15 protein-coding genes are annotated in these 15,688 nt (G+C 62.6%); 10 read left to right on the top strand and 5 right to left on the bottom strand.

Annotation, left to right across the window (positions count from 1 at the left end; translation table 11 throughout):
* Positions 1–55 precede the first annotated feature (55 nt).
* Positions 56–1,423, top strand: coding sequence for a sodium:solute symporter family protein (locus tag QVF59_RS10275; RefSeq protein ID WP_159880420.1), 1,368 nt, complete (start codon positions 56–58; stop codon positions 1,421–1,423).
* 62 nt (positions 1,424–1,485) lie between these two features.
* On the opposite strand, the gene fghA is transcribed toward QVF59_RS10275, so the two are convergent.
* Both fghA and QVF59_RS10265 read right to left on the bottom strand, forming a co-directional pair.
* On the bottom strand, positions 1,486–2,319 hold the full coding sequence (gene fghA, locus QVF59_RS10270) for an S-formylglutathione hydrolase (RefSeq protein WP_420837528.1): 834 nt from the start codon (positions 2,317–2,319) through the stop codon (positions 1,486–1,488).
* A gap of 63 nt (positions 2,320–2,382) precedes the next feature.
* On the bottom strand, positions 2,383–3,516 hold the full coding sequence (locus QVF59_RS10265) for an S-(hydroxymethyl)glutathione dehydrogenase/class III alcohol dehydrogenase (protein WP_159880418.1): 1,134 nt from the start codon (positions 3,514–3,516) through the stop codon (positions 2,383–2,385).
* Positions 3,517–3,681: 165 nt separating this feature from the next.
* Between QVF59_RS10265 and QVF59_RS10260 the strand changes: the two genes are divergently transcribed.
* Positions 3,682–4,572, top strand: a complete 891-nt coding sequence (locus tag QVF59_RS10260) for a LysR substrate-binding domain-containing protein (RefSeq protein ID WP_287879491.1) — start codon at positions 3,682–3,684, stop codon at positions 4,570–4,572.
* A gap of 67 nt (positions 4,573–4,639) precedes the next feature.
* Here the strand turns inward: QVF59_RS10260 and QVF59_RS10255 are convergent, their stop codons facing one another.
* Both QVF59_RS10255 and QVF59_RS10250 read right to left on the bottom strand, forming a co-directional pair.
* Complete coding sequence (locus QVF59_RS10255; RefSeq protein ID WP_287879490.1) at positions 4,640–5,671, bottom strand: linear amide C-N hydrolase; 1,032 nt, start codon at positions 5,669–5,671, stop codon at positions 4,640–4,642.
* Between the two features lie 144 nt (positions 5,672–5,815).
* The gene (locus QVF59_RS10250; RefSeq protein WP_287879488.1) at positions 5,816–6,511 is read right to left on the bottom strand and encodes a MarC family protein; all 696 of its coding nucleotides are present in this window, start codon (positions 6,509–6,511) and stop codon (positions 5,816–5,818) included.
* A 365-nt stretch (positions 6,512–6,876) separates the two neighbouring features.
* Between QVF59_RS10250 and QVF59_RS10245 the strand changes: the two genes are divergently transcribed.
* The 8 genes from QVF59_RS10245 to QVF59_RS10210 all read left to right on the top strand — a co-directional run bounded on the left by QVF59_RS10245 (position 6,877) and on the right by QVF59_RS10210 (position 14,466).
* Positions 6,877–7,494: a 3'-5' exonuclease gene (locus QVF59_RS10245; protein WP_159880414.1), complete on the top strand. Its 618-nt coding sequence runs from the start codon at positions 6,877–6,879 to the stop codon at positions 7,492–7,494.
* Positions 7,491–8,147 carry a Crp/Fnr family transcriptional regulator gene (locus QVF59_RS10240; RefSeq protein ID WP_287879486.1) on the top strand — a complete coding sequence of 219 codons (657 nt, stop codon included), beginning with the start codon at positions 7,491–7,493 and terminating at the stop codon, positions 8,145–8,147. Before QVF59_RS10245 ends, QVF59_RS10240 begins: the two co-directional genes overlap by 4 nt.
* Before the next feature lie 124 nt (positions 8,148–8,271).
* Complete coding sequence (locus QVF59_RS10235; protein ID WP_159880412.1) at positions 8,272–8,460, top strand: YgaP family membrane protein; 189 nt, start codon at positions 8,272–8,274, stop codon at positions 8,458–8,460.
* A 263-nt stretch (positions 8,461–8,723) separates the two neighbouring features.
* Positions 8,724–10,508 carry an ABC transporter transmembrane domain-containing protein gene (locus QVF59_RS10230; RefSeq protein ID WP_287879451.1) on the top strand — a complete coding sequence of 595 codons (1,785 nt, stop codon included), beginning with the start codon at positions 8,724–8,726 and terminating at the stop codon, positions 10,506–10,508.
* A complete protein-coding gene (locus QVF59_RS10225) occupies positions 10,505–11,335 on the top strand; it encodes an AraC family transcriptional regulator (RefSeq protein ID WP_287879448.1) in 831 nt (276 codons plus the stop codon). Before QVF59_RS10230 ends, QVF59_RS10225 begins: the two co-directional genes overlap by 4 nt.
* A 31-nt stretch (positions 11,336–11,366) precedes the next feature.
* The gene (locus QVF59_RS10220) at positions 11,367–12,764 is read left to right on the top strand and encodes an NAD(P)/FAD-dependent oxidoreductase (RefSeq protein ID WP_287879445.1); all 1,398 of its coding nucleotides are present in this window, start codon (positions 11,367–11,369) and stop codon (positions 12,762–12,764) included.
* A gap of 38 nt (positions 12,765–12,802) precedes the next feature.
* Positions 12,803–13,144: a cupin domain-containing protein gene (locus QVF59_RS10215; protein WP_287879442.1), complete on the top strand. Its 342-nt coding sequence runs from the start codon at positions 12,803–12,805 to the stop codon at positions 13,142–13,144.
* A 113-nt stretch (positions 13,145–13,257) separates the two neighbouring features.
* Positions 13,258–14,466, top strand: coding sequence for a GGDEF domain-containing protein (locus QVF59_RS10210; protein ID WP_159880407.1), 1,209 nt, complete (start codon positions 13,258–13,260; stop codon positions 14,464–14,466).
* On the opposite strand, the gene QVF59_RS10205 is transcribed toward QVF59_RS10210, so the two are convergent.
* Positions 14,463–15,680: a Zn-dependent hydrolase gene (locus QVF59_RS10205; RefSeq protein WP_287879440.1), complete on the bottom strand. Its 1,218-nt coding sequence runs from the start codon at positions 15,678–15,680 to the stop codon at positions 14,463–14,465. The two genes, QVF59_RS10210 and QVF59_RS10205, sit on opposite strands and share 4 nt — an antisense overlap.
* Between the last annotated feature and the right edge of the window lie 8 nt (positions 15,681–15,688).

The following is a 15,688-nucleotide window of genomic DNA, read 5'->3' as shown; positions in this document are numbered from 1 at the left end:
TCATTGCAGACAATCAACCCGTTGATTGCTCATAGTCAGACTGCAGGAGACAAATATGGGACTCGATATCTTCGTCGTGTTCGTTTACATCGGCGGCATGTTATTGCTGGGCTGGCTGGGCATGCGCCGCGCCACCAGCCGGGAGGAATTTCTGGTGGCAGGTCGTAACCTGGGACCGGGCTTTTACATGGCGACCATGGCCGCTACCGTGCTGGGCGGTGCCTCCACCGTCGGTACGGTCAAACTGGGCTACCTGTACGGTATTTCTGGTTTCTGGCTGTGTGCGGCGCTGGGGTGCGGCATCCTGGTATTGAACCTGTTTCTGGCCAAACCCCTGCTCAGGCTGAAAGTGTTTACCGTTACCCAGGTGCTGGAGCGCCGCTACAACACCGTGGCACGCCGCACCAGTGCACTGGTCATGCTGATGTATGCGGTGATGCTCAGCGTAACCTCGGTGCTGGCCATTGCCTCCGTGATGCAGGTGCTGTTTACCCTGCCGTTCTGGCTGGCGGTACTGATTGGCGGCGGCGTGGTGGTGGTGTACTCCGCCGTGGGCGGCATGTGGTCGCTGACGCTGACTGACATCGTGCAGTTCCTGATCAAGACCATCGGCCTGATGTTCATCCTGCTGCCTATCTGCCTATACCGGGTGGGCGGCTGGGAGCAACTGGCGGCCAAGCTGCCGGCGTCCTACTTCAGCTTTACTGCCATCGGCGGTGAAACCATCATCACCTACTTTGTCATCTACTTCTTTGGCATCCTGATCGGCCAGGACATCTGGCAGCGTGTATTCACTGCGCGCAGTGAGGGCGTGGCGCGCTATGCCGGCAGTATCGCCGGGATTTACTGCATCGTGTACGGCCTGATTTGCGCAGCCATCGGCATGGCCACCAAGGTATTGCTGCCGGACCTGGCGGTGCCGGGCAATGCCTTTGCCTCCATGGTGAAAGAAGGCTTGCCGGACGGGGTGCGCGGACTGGTGATTGCTGCCGCGCTGGCGGCGATGATGTCTACGGCCAGTGCGGCCTTGCTGGCGGCGTCCACCACGCTGACCGAAGACCTCAGTGGTCGTGATGGTTGCAGCCTGTGGACCAACCGCATTGTCACCCTGCTGGTTGGTGTCCTGGTGTTGGCACTGGCCATGCTGGTGAGTGATGTTATTACCGCACTGACCCTGGCTTACAACCTGCTGGTGGCTGGTATGCTGGTGCCTTTGCTCGGGGCGATTTTCTGGCCGCGAGCCACTACACCGGGGGCCATCAGCAGCATGGTGCTGGGCTGTGGCACCGCCATCATGGCCATGATCAGCTATGGGCTGGATTCCAACGTGCCCATCTATCTGAGCCTGGCCGTGAGCGTGCTCAGCTTTGTGCTGGTCAGCCTGGTTACCCGCAAGGAACAGCGGCAGGCCGCTGGTATCTGACCGAGTGATGGCAGCAAGCAAAACAGCCGGGTATCCCGGCTGTTTTTGCATCTCCAGCAGATTTAGCCAGCCAGATGCCCGGCATGAAAGCGCAGCTGTTCCTCGATAAAGCTGGCAATGAAGTAATAGCTGTGGTCATAACCGGGGTGGCGGAACAACTGCAGCGCATGGCCGCCGGCACGGGCGGCCTGTTCCAGCGCCTCCGGCTTGAGCTGTTCTGCCAGAAAACCATCGGCCAGACCGATATCCACCCGCAGTGGCGGGATCTGTTGTACCTGACCCAGTAAGTGGCAGGCATCCCACTGCAGCCATTGCTGACGGTCTTCACCCAGATAGGCGGCAAAGGCTTTTTGCCCCCACGGTACATTCACCGGGTTGGCAATCGGGCTGAAGGCCGATACCGATACATAATCCTGCGGCCGCTTGAGCGCGCAGATCAGCGCACCGTGGCCTCCCATGGAATGGCCGGCAATGGCACGGCGTTGACTGACCGGGAAATGCGCTTCAATCAGCGCCGGCAGTTCGCAGCTGACATAGTCGTACATCCGGTAATGGCGGTTCCACGGTGCCTGGGTGGCATTGAGGTAAAAGCCCGCCCCCTGGCCCAGATCGTAGGCCGCATCGTCCGCCACGCCCTCGCCGCGCGGGCTGGTGTCCGGGGCCACGATGGCGATACCCAACTCGGCGGCAATACGCTGCGCGCCAGCTTTCTGCATGAAATTTTCATCGCTGCAGGTCAGGCCGGACAGCCAGTACAGCACCGGTACCTTATCGCCACGGGCTGCCTGTGGCGGCAGGTAGATGGCAAAGCGCATGCGGCAGCCCAGTACCGCCGAATCGTGCAGGTATTGCTTGTGCCAGCCGCCAAAGCACATGGTGCTGCTGATGTTTTCCAGATTCATTTCTGTCTCCCGGGAACACGCCGGGCCAGCAACAGTTGCGGCCCGGCAGCACAGCGCTTAGTTCTTGCCGTAATGAATGACGGAACGAATGCTCTTGCCCTCATGCATCAGCTCGAAGGCGGTATTCACTTCTTCCAGCGGCATGGTGTGGGTGATGAAGTCGTCCAGGCGGAATTCACCCTTCAGATAGCGTTCCACATAGGTGGGCAGTTCGGAACGGCCACGCACGCCGCCAAAGGCCGAACCGCGCCATACCCGGCCGGTCACCAGCTGGAAGGGACGGGTGGAGATTTCCTGACCGGCACCGGCCACGCCGATGATGACCGACTCGCCCCAGCCCTTGTGGCAGCATTCCAGCGCCGAGCGCATTACATTGACGTTGCCGATGCACTCGAAGGAGAAGTCCACGCCGCCATCGGTCATTTCCACGATCACGTCCTGAATCGGCTTGTCGAACAGCGTGGGGTTGATGCAGTCGGTGGCACCCAGTTTTTTCGCCAGTTCGAACTTGCTCTCGTTGATGTCGATGCCGATGATGCGGCTGGCCCCGGCCATGCGCGCGCCGATGATGGCCGACAGGCCGATGCCGCCCAGGCCGAAGATGGCCACGGTATCGCCGGCCTTCACCTTGGCGGTGTTCACCACCGCGCCCATGCCGGTGGTGACGCCACAACCCAGCAGGCACACTTCTTCCAGCGGCGCGGCCTTGTTTACCTTGGCCAGCGAGATTTCCGGCAGCACGGTGTATTCGGCAAAGGTGGAGGTGCCCATGTAGTGGTAGATGGGCTGGCCGTCCTTGGAGAAGCGCGTGGTGCCGTCCGGCATCAGCCCCTTGCCCTGGGTGGCGCGGATTTTCTGGCACAGATTGGTCTTGCCGGATTTGCAGAACTTGCACTCGCCGCACTCCGGCGTGTACAGCGGAATCACATGGTCACCCACCGCCACGCTGGTGACGCCTTCGCCCACCGACTCCACAATGCCGCCGCCTTCATGGCCCAGGATGCAGGGGAAGATGCCTTCCGGGTCGGCACCGGACAGGGTGTAGGCATCGGTATGGCACACCCCGGTGGCCACCAGTTTCACCCGTACTTCACCCGCCTTGGGCGGGGCGACTTCCACTTCCTCGATGGACAGCGGTTGACCGGCGGCCCAGGCTACAGCGGCCTTGCACTTGATGATGTCTTGACTCATGGCGATCTCCTGACGGGATATGCCGCCCCGCAACGGCATGCATGTGGCGTTTTGCGGGGCGGTTGAGTAGGGATGCTGGCTGGCAGCAGTAAAGCGCCATTGTATTGCGACTGTTTTTGCAGATAATCTGCCTAATCGGTAAATGATTTTTTCTCAGGAGTAATAATGGCGGCATGGCAAGGGGTAAGCGAATTCGTCAGCGTGGCCGAACTGGGCAGCTTTACCCGTGCCGCACGGGCGCTGGACCTGTCGGTGGCGCAGGTCAGCCGCGAAGTCACCCGGCTGGAACAGCGCCTGCATGTGCAACTGCTGTACCGCACCACCCGGCAGTTGACGCTGACCGAAAGCGGCCAGCTATACCTGCAGCATTGCCGTCAGTTGCTGGACGGGCTGGACGAGGCCGAACGCGCGCTGTCCTTGCATCAGGCGGTGCCGCAGGGCCGGCTCAAGCTCACCGCACCGGTGGCCTACGGCGAAAGCCATATTGCCCCGCTGATTACCGACTTTCTGCAGCAATACCCGGCGCTGGAGATTCAGCTCAACCTCAGCAATCAGGTGCTGGACCTGGTGGCCGAAGGCTATGACCTGGCCATCCGGCTGGGCCATCTGGCCGAATCCAGCCTGGTGGCGCGGCGACTGGCCAGTCGCCGTCAGCATGTGTGCGCCGCCCCGGCCTATTTGCAGCGCCACGGCCTGCCCAACAGCCTGTCCGAGCTGGAGCAGCACAACTGCCTGCTGGGCAGCAACGACTTTTGGCATTTGCAGGAAGGCGGCAAGCGCCGCCTGCTGCGGGTGAAGGGCAGCCTGCGCTGCAATAGCGGCCACGCGCTGACCCATGCCGCGCTGCAAGGGGTGGGCATCGTCCAACTGCCGGATTACTACGTGGCCAGTCATCTGCACAGCGGCGCGCTGGTGGAGCTGCTGGCCGCCTATCAGGAGCCGGACGAAGGCATCTGGGCGCTGTATCCGCACAAGCGCCAGCTCTCGCCCAAGGTGCGCATGCTGGTGGACCATCTGGCGGAACGCCTGCCTGTCTTCAAGCCGCCACAAGCTTAGCGCTGGCTGGTTTGCAGACGGGGCTGGCGATGGGCTATCCCACAGTCGACGATATGGGCAGGCTTGCTTATAGCCGTGGCTGGCTCAGGCGGATGTGCTGGCGCAGGAAGGGGCCAAAATCGTGCCGCCGGACTTCATGGGTGTCCCTGAAGTCATCCAGCGCCAGTTGCAGGTAGTTGACGGCATCGTCCGGACGGATCAGCAATCTGCGACGGCTCAGGTCGGTCAGTGTGGTAAAGGTCGTCCATTCCTCTTCTATCTTGCTGCTGCTGGCATCTACCAGATTGCTGGCACCGCGAGGCCGGTCGAACTTGTTGGCAATTTTGGCCACCATGGCGATGGCCTCGTCCGCTGACTGTGGCGTGCGGCAGAATTGCACATAATAAGCGGCCCGCACAAAACGCCCGGTAGAGGTATCGTCTGCCGGCAAGCCTGCCAGCGCATTGCCCACGTCTTCAGTGCGCGCCGTATGGCGGCCAAAGCGTTGCTCGCGTTTGCCCAGGTTGGAAACATGAGCGTAGTTGTCCAGATTGGTCAGATGCCAATCAAACGCGGGGCCATTGGTCATCACGCCGACCGGATTGTCATGGACCAGTGCCTGTCCGCGGTCGAACTCGATCACCAGGCCGCGCGCCTGCTCGTCGAAAACGGCGTAGTGGAAGGGAGCCGGTATGTTCTCCAGGATCGGCAAGCGATCGACCCAGAATTGGGTTTGGCTGACGGCCTGGCGCACTTCCTCGCAATTGGCACAGTTTGCCAGCAGCCAGCTGCCCACTTCCGACACGGCAATCAAGGTCCTGCTGTCCTGCTGCGGGGTGGGCAGCGCGGTTTCACCAAACATGTTCATGTTTACGCTCAGGCCGGCGTCGTTGATGCCGGCAACCGCTGGCAGGCGCTCTGCGCTCAGGCGCAGATCGATGGAGAGAAACGCATGGTTTGCCAGATAGTGCGTCGCGGCAAAGCCCGGCGGAACCTGGCCGTTGAAGGGTGTGCCACGTGGGTAGTAGGACAGGACAAAATCCAGTTCCTGACCGAATTCCAGCGTACGTCCCTGATAAGCCTTGCCGTGCTGGTCAGTCAGCATGAAGGTGGTGCACATGGTAGGGGCCTCCTAAGTTACAGGACAGATGAAGAGCCGGTCACCGTGTTTGCTGCCGCATGGTAACCGGTCGGGGAGATCAAGGTGAGCTGCGTGGTGTATTGACGGATAGCGGGGTTGCCAGGTTTACCCTGTCGGTATGCTTCAAGTTGCAGGCCCGATCAGCGTATGCAGCCCGCCCCAGGCAATTTGCAGGCCGACGGCAAAAATCAGGAAGGCCATGAAGCGATTGATCATGTTTTCCGATGCCGCACCCAGCCGCGCCACCAGCTGCCCGGCATTCAGATAGCACAGGTAAATCAGCACGCTCATGGCGGCCATGCCGATGATCAACCCGCTGGTACTCAGTGCCGAGCGGACATAGCTTTCGTTGTAACTGTGCGCGCTGAGGGTGAGCACCACCGAGATGGTGCCCGGCCCGACGGTAAGGGGAAAGGACAGCGGGTAGAACAGATCATTGTCCACACTGCTGAGTTGCCCGGCATCGACCGCTGCCGTTTCCGCGCTATTGGCCGACTTGTCCTGGCTACTGGCCGTGCTGCTGAGCGATGTCCAGCCCATCTTGCAAATCATGATGCCGCCGGCCAGTTTCACCACCGGAATCGACAGGCCGAACAGCATCAGGATCCAGCGCCCCATGAACAAGGCGGCAATCACCGTCAGCATGGCGTACCAGGCAATCTTGCGAATGGCCAGCTTGCGTTCTTTCAGCGGCAGATGGCGGAAATAGGGGTTGACGATGAAGGCGGTGCCAATCGGGTCCACCACCGGAAACAAGGTGATGAAACCGACAAAAGCGGCGTGCAGTACGATATTGAAGTCATCAAACAGGCTGATCATGGCTGGGAGAGGTCCGTTTGGCAGCATCATGTGCTGGGTGGATTCAGCCGATCGGCGTCGCCGGTATCGGTGCCAGTGTCGTGGCGCGGTCTGCGTGCAGGGCGCAACGAGTGTCGACGCTACCATGCTGCAAAAGCCCGCCTCAATGGCCGCCAGGCTTGATCTGTCCATTCCATTCCTTTGTTAAGAAATTTCGTAGTCTGGCAAGCGCAGGAGCAGGGTTTGCCATCGTGCCGGTCATGACTAGTGACTACGGCAAGCCACCATCCACCGGGCATGCAGGATGAAATAGCGCCGGGGATTCCGTATCATGCAGCTTTGCCGCCGGCCTGTTGCCGGGCGGCGCTCTGCATGCAAGGTCATCCATGTCCCTTACCCGGCAAATCCCCCGCGAAGAAATCAAGACCATGCCGCTGTTTCCGGCGCTGACCCCGGAGCAGGTATGCATGCTGGACAGCCCGGAGGCACTGGCCGCCGCCCTGCCGGATTTGCTGGCTGCGCCCTTGCTGGGCTTTGATACCGAATCGAAACCGACTTTTCGCAAGGGCGAGGAATCGGACGGCCCGCATCTGATCCAGTTGGCAGACAGCCAGTGCGCCTGGTTGGTGCCGGTGGTGAAGGGCGTGTTGCCGCAAGAAATCAAGACCCTGCTGGCCGACCCGCAGCGCCCGCTGGTGGGGTTTGACCTGGTATCCGACCGGGCCTTGCTGAAAAGCCGGCTGGGGGTGGAGTGCGGCGGGCTGATCGACCTGGGCAATCTGCTGCCCTCGGACGATGCCCGCATCACCGTGGGTGCCGTACAGGCAGTAGCCCGCTTGTTCGGCCAGTACTTCCGCAAATCGAAAAAACTGTCCACCACCAATTGGTCGCGCCTGCCGCTCAGCCCGGCGCAGCAGGCTTATGCCGGCAACGACGCCTGGGTGGCACTACGGGTGTATCAGGAACTGCAAGCGCGTGGCCTGTTACAGGAAACGACCGCATGAGCGACTGGACGCGCGACTTTGCCATTCTGGACGCACTGGACGACGCCAGCCGCGCCCGGCTGCTGGCCCACAGCCATGTCATGCAGGCCCCGGCCGGGACGGTGCTGTTCCGCGAAGGCAGCCCCTGTCAGGCCTATCTGTTTTTGCAGGAGGGGCAGATCCGGGTACAGAAAGTGGGCGAAAACGGCCGCGAAATCACGCTGTACCGGGTGGAAAACGGGCAGACCTGCATTGTCACTACCGCCTGCCTGATGAGCGGTACCGATTACGATGCCGAAGGTGTGGCCGAAACCGCCATCTGCGCCCAGGCGCTGCCGATTCCGGCCTTCCGCCAGTTATTGGCCGACTCGGCGGCTTTCCGCGACTTTGTGTTCCGCGCCTATGGCAGCCGTATTGCCGACCTGCTGTTGTTGATTGAAGAGGTAAGTTTTGGTCGCATCGACCAGCGACTGGCCGCCTGCCTATTGCAACGCGCTCGCGGCCAGACTGTTCTGAGCATCACGCATCAGGAACTGGCGGCAGAGCTGGGCAGCGCACGCGAGGTCATCAGCCGCCAGCTCAAGGAATTCGAGCGCCGCGGCTGGATACGGCTGGGTCGTGGCCAGTTGCAGGTGCTGCATGCCACCGCTCTGCAGCAACTGGCTGCCAAGTAAGTGCCGACTGTGGTTTTTGCGGCCAGTTTGCCCCGCTGTGTGACCTAGTCACTGAAGTGGGCGGCGGCAAGGTCTAGCATCTCCTCATCGCCATCCAGCATGGCCCCTGACTGAGGAGAATAATATGTCCCCGAATGTAGGCGGAATCGACCGCATCCTGCGCATTGTCATTGGTGTTGCCCTGATCATTGCCACCGTGGCCGGTCTGCTGCCGGTGTGGGGCTGGATTGGCGTGGTGCCGCTGGCCACCGGGCTGATTGGCTGGTGTCCGGCGTATCTGCCGTTTGGCATCAAGACCTGCAAGCTGAAATAAACGCGGCTGGCAAAATCCCTGCTGCTGCGTTGCGCCTCCTTGCCGTACGCGGTGTACTGTCTGCGTCGGCGCGCCTTGCCCCCGGGGCGCTGCGCTATTTTGTCAGCCGCCCTTGGGTATGTGTGCAAAACCCTGCTGCTGCGTTGCGCCTCCTTGCCTCAGGGACGCTGCGCCATTGTAAGTAGCAGGTGCAGACCTGCCCGAATGGCCGTAGCCGGTGGCATGGTGTAGCCTGACAGCCTTGCTTTCCTACCGGTCTGTTCATGTCCTCTGCTACGCCTGCCCGCCCCTTGTTGCAACGCATCAGCCCCTTGCTGGGGCTGCTGCCCTTCATGCGCCCTTATCGCCGTCGTGCCTGGCTGGCCCTGCTGGCGCTCACCTTGGCCGCCGTTTCCACGCTGGTGTTGCCCATGGCCTTCCGCGTGCTGATCGACCAGGGTTTTTCCAGCCGCAATGCCGGTCACATCAACCAGTACTTCCTCATGCTGTTTGGCGTGGCGGTGGTGCTGGCGCTGGCCACCGCCGGGCGCTTTTATCTGGTGTCCTGGCTGGGCGAGCGGGTGACGGCGGACGTGCGTAGCGCCGTGTATCGCCACGTCATCAGCATGAGTCCGCAGTATTTCGAAACCACCCAGACCGGTGAAGTGCTGTCGCGCCTCACCACCGATACCACGCTGGTGCAGACGGTAATCGGCACCAGTCTGTCCATGGGCTTGCGCAATGTACTGCTGATGCTGGGCGGGCTGGTGATGCTGGCCATGACTAGTCCCAGCCTCACCGGCTACATTCTGGTGACGCTGTTGCTGGTGGTGCTGCCCATCGTGCTGTTTGGCCGCCGCGTGCGGGCGCTGTCCAAATCCAGTCAGGACCGCATTGCCGATTCCAGCGCCATGGCCGGTGAAGTGCTCAACGCCATTCCCACCGTGCAGGCCTTCAACCAGCAGGCGGCGGAAGCCAGCCGCTTTGTCGGCTCGGTGGAATTGAGCTTTGCCACCGCGCTGGCGCGCATCCGCGCCCGCTCGCTGCTGACGGTGGCGGTGATCATGCTGATTTTCGGTGCCATCGTGTTCGTATTGTGGCTGGGTGCGCAGCAAGTGCTGGCCGGGCAGATGAGCGGCGGCCTGCTGGCGCAGTTCATCCTGTACGCGGTGGTGACCGCCGGGGCGATTGGCGCGGTGGCCGAGGTGTGGGGCGAGGTGCAACGCGCCGCCGGGGCCACCGAGCGGCTGATGGAGCTGCTGCAACTGGCTTCGCCGGTGACCGAGCCACAGCACCCGCATGCCTTGCCGACGGCAGGGCGGCTGCGCTTGCAGCAGGTGGGCTTTGCTTACCCTTCGCGCCCGGAGCAGCCCTCGCTCAGCCACATTGACCTGGAGCTGGCCCCCGGCGAGCACGTGGCGCTGGTGGGGCCGTCCGGTGCGGGCAAGTCCACGCTGTTCCAGCTGTTACTGCGCTTTTACGACCCGCAACAGGGGGCAATCAGCCTGGGCGGGGTGGACATTCGCCAGTTGGCGCTGGCCGATTTGCGCCAGCATATTGGTGTGGTGCTGCAGGATTCGGTGATTTTTGGCAGCAGCGCGCTGGAAAACATCCGCTATGGCCGGCCAGATGCCAGCGACGAAGAAGTATTCGCCGCCGCCCGTGCTGCGGCGGCGCATGACTTTATTCTGGCCTTGCCGCAAGGCTATGCCACTTACCTTGGCGAGCGCGGCGTGCGCTTGTCCGGCGGCCAGCGCCAGCGCATCGCCATTGCCCGCGCCATCCTGAAAAACCCGCCCATCCTGCTGCTGGACGAGGCCACCAGCGCGCTGGATGCCGAATCCGAACAACTGGTACAGCAGGCGCTGGAGCGTGCCGCAGCCAATCGCACCACGCTGGTGATTGCCCACCGCCTGGCCACGGTGAAAGAGGCCGACCGCATCGTGGTGCTGGAAGACGGGCGCATCGTGGCACAGGGGCGGCATGAGGAACTGCTGCACAGCTCGCCCTTGTATGCGCGGCTGGCGGCGCTGCAGTTTGGCCCGGAAGCGGGAGCCTTGCAGCCATGAGCCTGCGGGCAGAACAGGCGGTGGCAGCGCATACCCGTGCGGTGGTGGAGCGCTATCATCTGGCATGGAAACAACGCCGGCTGGAAGACATCCTGACGCTCTACCATCCGGAGGTGAGCTATCACGACTTTCTGCAGAACCGGGTGTTTCGGCTGGCCGAGTTGCATGATTACGTGCAGGCTTCGCTGCCGCAGGGCGAGGCTGAACGGCTGGAGCATGTAGACCGCATCCGCGTGGATGGCGATACCGCCTTCATCCAGTACCAGTTGGTGCTGCGTGGCGGGCTGGCGTCTTTCCAGAGCAGCGAGGCCATTACCGTGCGTGACGGGCTGATCTGGCAGGTGCGCGAGTACGCAACCTTGCAATATGCCAGCCAGCATGGTGCCAGGCAGGGCGATGCTGCCGCCAGCGCCAGCAACCCACTGCAAAAGCTGGGTTTGTCCGCACGACAGCTGGGGCGCATGGCGGAAGACCTGCACAGTTACTTCCACCGCCGGCAGCCCTATCTGCAGGCCGACTGCACCCTGGCCGCCGTGGCGACAGCGACCGGCTACAGCCGCAACCAGCTGTCCTATCTGCTGAATCAGGTGCTGGGACTCAGTTTCTACCGCTACGTCAACCAGGCCCGCCTGCAGCATCTGCTGGGTCAGCTGGCCGCTGCCGACAGCACGGCGCGCATGGAGGAACTGGCTTTTGCCGCCGGTTTCAATTCGCTGTCGGTGTTCTACCGCTGTTTCCGCCAGCATACCGGGCAGTCGCCCGCCGCCTGGCTGCGCCGTTCTCCGCGCGGGTCCGCTGCGACGACAGAGGCTGTCCGGCCAGACTAAGCTGCGCACCATCATGTCGGGAGGACAACAGATGGCCGCAACACAACACATCAGCCTGTGGATGGAACAACTGGGCGACAGCCTGACGCCCCGTGCGGCGCTACCGGGTGATATCGAGGCCGATGTGGCCATTATCGGTGCCGGTTTTACCGGGCTGTGGACTGCCTACTACCTGAAGCAGCAGGCCCCGGACCTGAATATCGTGGTGCTGGAAGCCGAGATTGCCGGTTTTGGTGCCTCTGGCCGCAATGGCGGCTGGCTGATTGGCGAAGTGCTGGGCGAGGACCGTCTGCTGGCCACGCTGGACCCGGCGGCACGGGTGCAAAGCCGTGCCCTGTTACACGACATTCCCGATGAAGTAGGCCGCGTCATCACCCGAGAAGGCATCGATTGCCATTACCGCAAGGGCGGAGTGCTGTATTGCGCCGCCCGCTATCCCGAGCAGGAAGTCCGCCTGCGTCAGCAACTGGCTGACTGGCGGACACATGGCCATGGCGAGGAGGATTACCGCTGGCTGGAGGTGGCCGAGCTGAACCAGCAACTGCGGCTGGCCACGCCGTATGGTGCGGTGTACTCGCCGCATGTGGCCACCATTCAGCCCGCGCGGCTGGTGCGTGGTCTGGCCGAGTGCGTGGAGCGCATGGGGGTAAAGCTGTACGAGCACAGCCGCGTCACCGCACTGCAGCCAGGGCAACTGAGCACCGCACACGGTAGCGTCAGGGCGCGCTGGCTGGTGCCTGCGGTGGAAGGCTATGCCACCACCCTGCCACCCTATGGACAATACCAGCTGCCGGTGCAAAGCCTGATCATTGCCACCGAGCCGCTGTCCGATGCCTTGTGGGAAGAAATTGGCCTGCGCCACGGCGAAGCCTTCAGCGAAAACAGCCGTCAGGTCAGTTATGGCCAGCGTACCCGCGACAACCGGCTGGTGTTTGGTGCCCGTGGCGGCTATCGCTTTGGCGGCAAACTGCGCCAGGACTTCACCCTGACGCCAGATGAAATCACCCTGCGCCGTCAGTTGATGCTGGAACTGTTTCCCATGCTGGCGCAGGCCCGTATCAGCCACGGCTGGGGTGGCAATCTGGGCGTGGCACGGCGCTTTCAACCGCATATGGTGTGTGATGCAGCCCAGGGTGTGGCCTGGGCTGGAGGTTATGGCGGCGAAGGGGTGGGGGCCAGCAATCTGGGTGGCCGTACCCTGGCCGACATGATTCTGGGCCGCGACACCCTGCTCACCCGCCAACCCTGGGTACGCCGGCCCGGCAGCCTGGACGGCTGGGAGCCGGAGCCGCTGCGCTGGCTGGGCTACAACGCCATCATCAAGAGCTTTGTCTGGGAGGACCGCACGCTGAAGCAAGCGGACAGCCCGGTGTGGAAGCGCCGGCTGGCCCAGGGCGTGGCCGGTTTCATGGAAGGGTTGATGCAGTAAGCCAGCCGGTTTATCCCGATATCAGACAGGAGAGCACCATGACGATTACCCATCTGCCGCACAGCGGTAGCACCCCATTGTCCGCAGCCGTGCCGGTAGCGGTACCGCTGGGTGAGCCGGTTGCCGCCACCCGTGTACATGCCGTGGAGCGCCCGGACGGGGTGGAGGCCGGGGTGTGGGAGTGCAGCCCTGGCCACTGGCGACGCCAGATCATGCAGGCCGAGTTTTGCCATTTCATCCAGGGGCGCTGCCGTTTCATTCCGGATACCGGCGCGGCCATCGACATTGCTGCGGGCGATGCCTTGTATTTTCCCGCCAATAGCAGCGGGGTATGGGAAGTGGCGGAAACCGTGCGCAAGAGCTATGTGTTGTTGCCCTGACCAGTGCCGGCTTCACCGGCATGACGTTTGCCTAGACGGGGCAGGGGGCTTGTCCTAAACTGGCCGCTGTCTTTTCAAGGTTGGCCCTACCGCTGGCCGCCCGGGCTCCTGTCATGAATGCCGCCTCCAAATTGCTTGCTGCTGTCCGCTTTCGCTGGCGAGTGCGCATTCCGCAGTCCCTGTGGCCGGAATTCGAGCATTACATCCTGCGCCAGCACCGGCCCTTTCTGTTGCTGACCAATATCATTGCCGCACTGGCTTTCTTTTCCTATGTACTGGCCGATGCCCTGCTGATACCCGATATGGCAGGTGTTTCGCTGCTGGTGCGCAGCGGCCTGTTGCTGGTGGCCATGGTGGATATCTGGCTGGTATTCGGCCGCAGCCGCAACATTCTGCTGATGGATCAGCTGATGCCGGTGCACGACCTGATTGCCACCCTGTCCTGGTTCGAGCTGCTCAAGCGCAGCCATTCGCCTGATGTACCGACCTTCCTGTATGCATCGCTGATCTTCATCGTATTTGCCAATCTGGGAGTCAGGGTATCGTTCAAGGGTGCTGTGGTCAGCTCGCTGGCCATTTCCGTGGCCATCATGGGCAATGTGGCGCTGATGAACCCGCAGGACAGCAAGCCTTTGCTGGTGTTTTCGCTGGTCTACCTGCCGGTGTTGCTGTTCTGCCTGTTCATGAGCTGGAGCACCACCACCAGCGTGCGGCTGGCGTTTTACGCGTCGCAGGAGCAGCGTCGGCGCAAGCACGAACTGTCCACCCTCAATCAGCGGCTGCAGATGCTGGCTTCTACCGATGCCCTGACCCGGGTGGGGAATCGCCGCGCCTTTGATTTGCAGCTGGAAGAGTTCTGGCTGCAGGCACAGCAGCATGGCCGCCCTTTTGCCCTGCTGCTGGTGGATATCGATTACTTCAAGCCTTACAACGACCATTACGGTCATCCGGCGGGGGACCATATCCTGGCCGATGTCGCCAGTGCCATGGTCAGCTGCCTGCGCAGCGGCCAGGCCCGGGCTTTCCGTTATGGCGGCGAGGAGTTTGCCATCCTGTTGCAAACCGGCAGCCGGGATGAGCTGCTGCACATTGCCCAGCGCGTACAGCAGCAGGTGGTGGCGCTCGAAGTAGAACACCACTACCGGCCTGACGGGCTGGGGCACCTTACCATCAGCCTGGGCGCCGCCCTCTCCAGCCTGCAGGGTCTGCTGCAGGCAACCGACTTGCTGGCCTGCTGCGACCGCATGCTGTATCACGCCAAACAGCAGGGGCGCAATCAGGTACAGCTGGCCCCGGACGGGACAGCTTCCCAATCGGCCTAGCTGTCGGCCTGCGCCAGTACCGCGCCCAGCAGGACATCGGCACCCATGCGGACATTATCGGGCAATGCGTCTTCCGCCTCGTTGTGGCTGATACCGCCCACGCAGGGGATGAAGATCATGGTGGTAGGACAGTGCCGTGCCAGATGGATGGCGTCGTGGCCGGCACCGCTGACAATCTCCTGATGCGGGTAGCCCAATGCCGTCACTGCCTGGCGCACGGCGGCAATGCAGTCGGAGTCAAACGGCGTGGCGGCGCTGAACCAGTGCTGCTGGATGTCGACCGTCAGGCCACGCGCCGCTGCCAGGTCCTGTAGTACGGCGCGGGCGCGTTGTTCCATGGCCGCGATCTGCGTGTCCTGATGGTGACGCAGATCGATGGTGAAGCGGACCTGGCCGGGTATGGTATTGCGTGAGGAGCCGGGGATGTCCAGCTGCCCCACCGTCACCAGGCCGTGTGGTTGGAATTCGTCCGCCAGTTGTTCCAGCCGGCAGATCATGCCACTGGCGGTGAACAGGGCATCGCGGCGCAGGGCCATGGGCGTGGTGCCGGCATGGGCCGGGCTACCGGTGACCAGCACATCCAGCCAGCAGATGGCCTGGCCACCGGTCACCACCCCGATGGGCAGGCCGGCCTGTTCCAGGATCGGCCCCTGTTCGATATGGGCTTCGAAATAGGCATCAAAAGGCCGACCCAGCGGCAGCTTGCCGGCCTGTCCGGCCAGTGCGGTGGCTACGCTGATGCCCTGTGCGTCTTCTGCTGCCAGGGCCTTGTCCAGCGGCAATACACCGCAAAACGCAGCCGAACCCAGCATGGCCGGAGTGAAACGCGCGCCTTCTTCATTAGTCCATACCGCAATTTCCAGCGGCTTGTCGGTGGTGATGCCGGCATCGTTCAGGCTGCGTACCACCTCCAGCGCGGCCAGCACACCATAGATGCCGTCAAAGCGGCCGCCGGCTGGCTGGGTATCCAGATGGCTGCCCATCACCACCGGCATGGCTTGCGGGTCGCGGCCGGGGCGGCGGGCAAACAGATTGCCAATGGCATCGGTGTCCAGGCTCATGCCGGCCTGGTGGCACCAGTCGGCAAACAGGGCGCGGCCGGCGAAGTCTTCCGCCGACAAGGCTAGCCGGCAATTGCCGCCTGCGGCGGTGGCACCAACTTTGGCCATGTCCATCAGGCTATTCCATAAGCGTGGACCATTCACGGTCAGCATTGTCGTTC

The sequence above is a fragment of the Aquitalea sp. genome, from assembly GCF_030150775.1.
Classification (GTDB): Bacteria; Pseudomonadota; Gammaproteobacteria; order Burkholderiales; family Chromobacteriaceae; genus Aquitalea; species Aquitalea denitrificans.
Note: the sequence above shows the minus strand (reverse complement) of the source record. Positions and strands in the feature narration are given on the sequence as shown.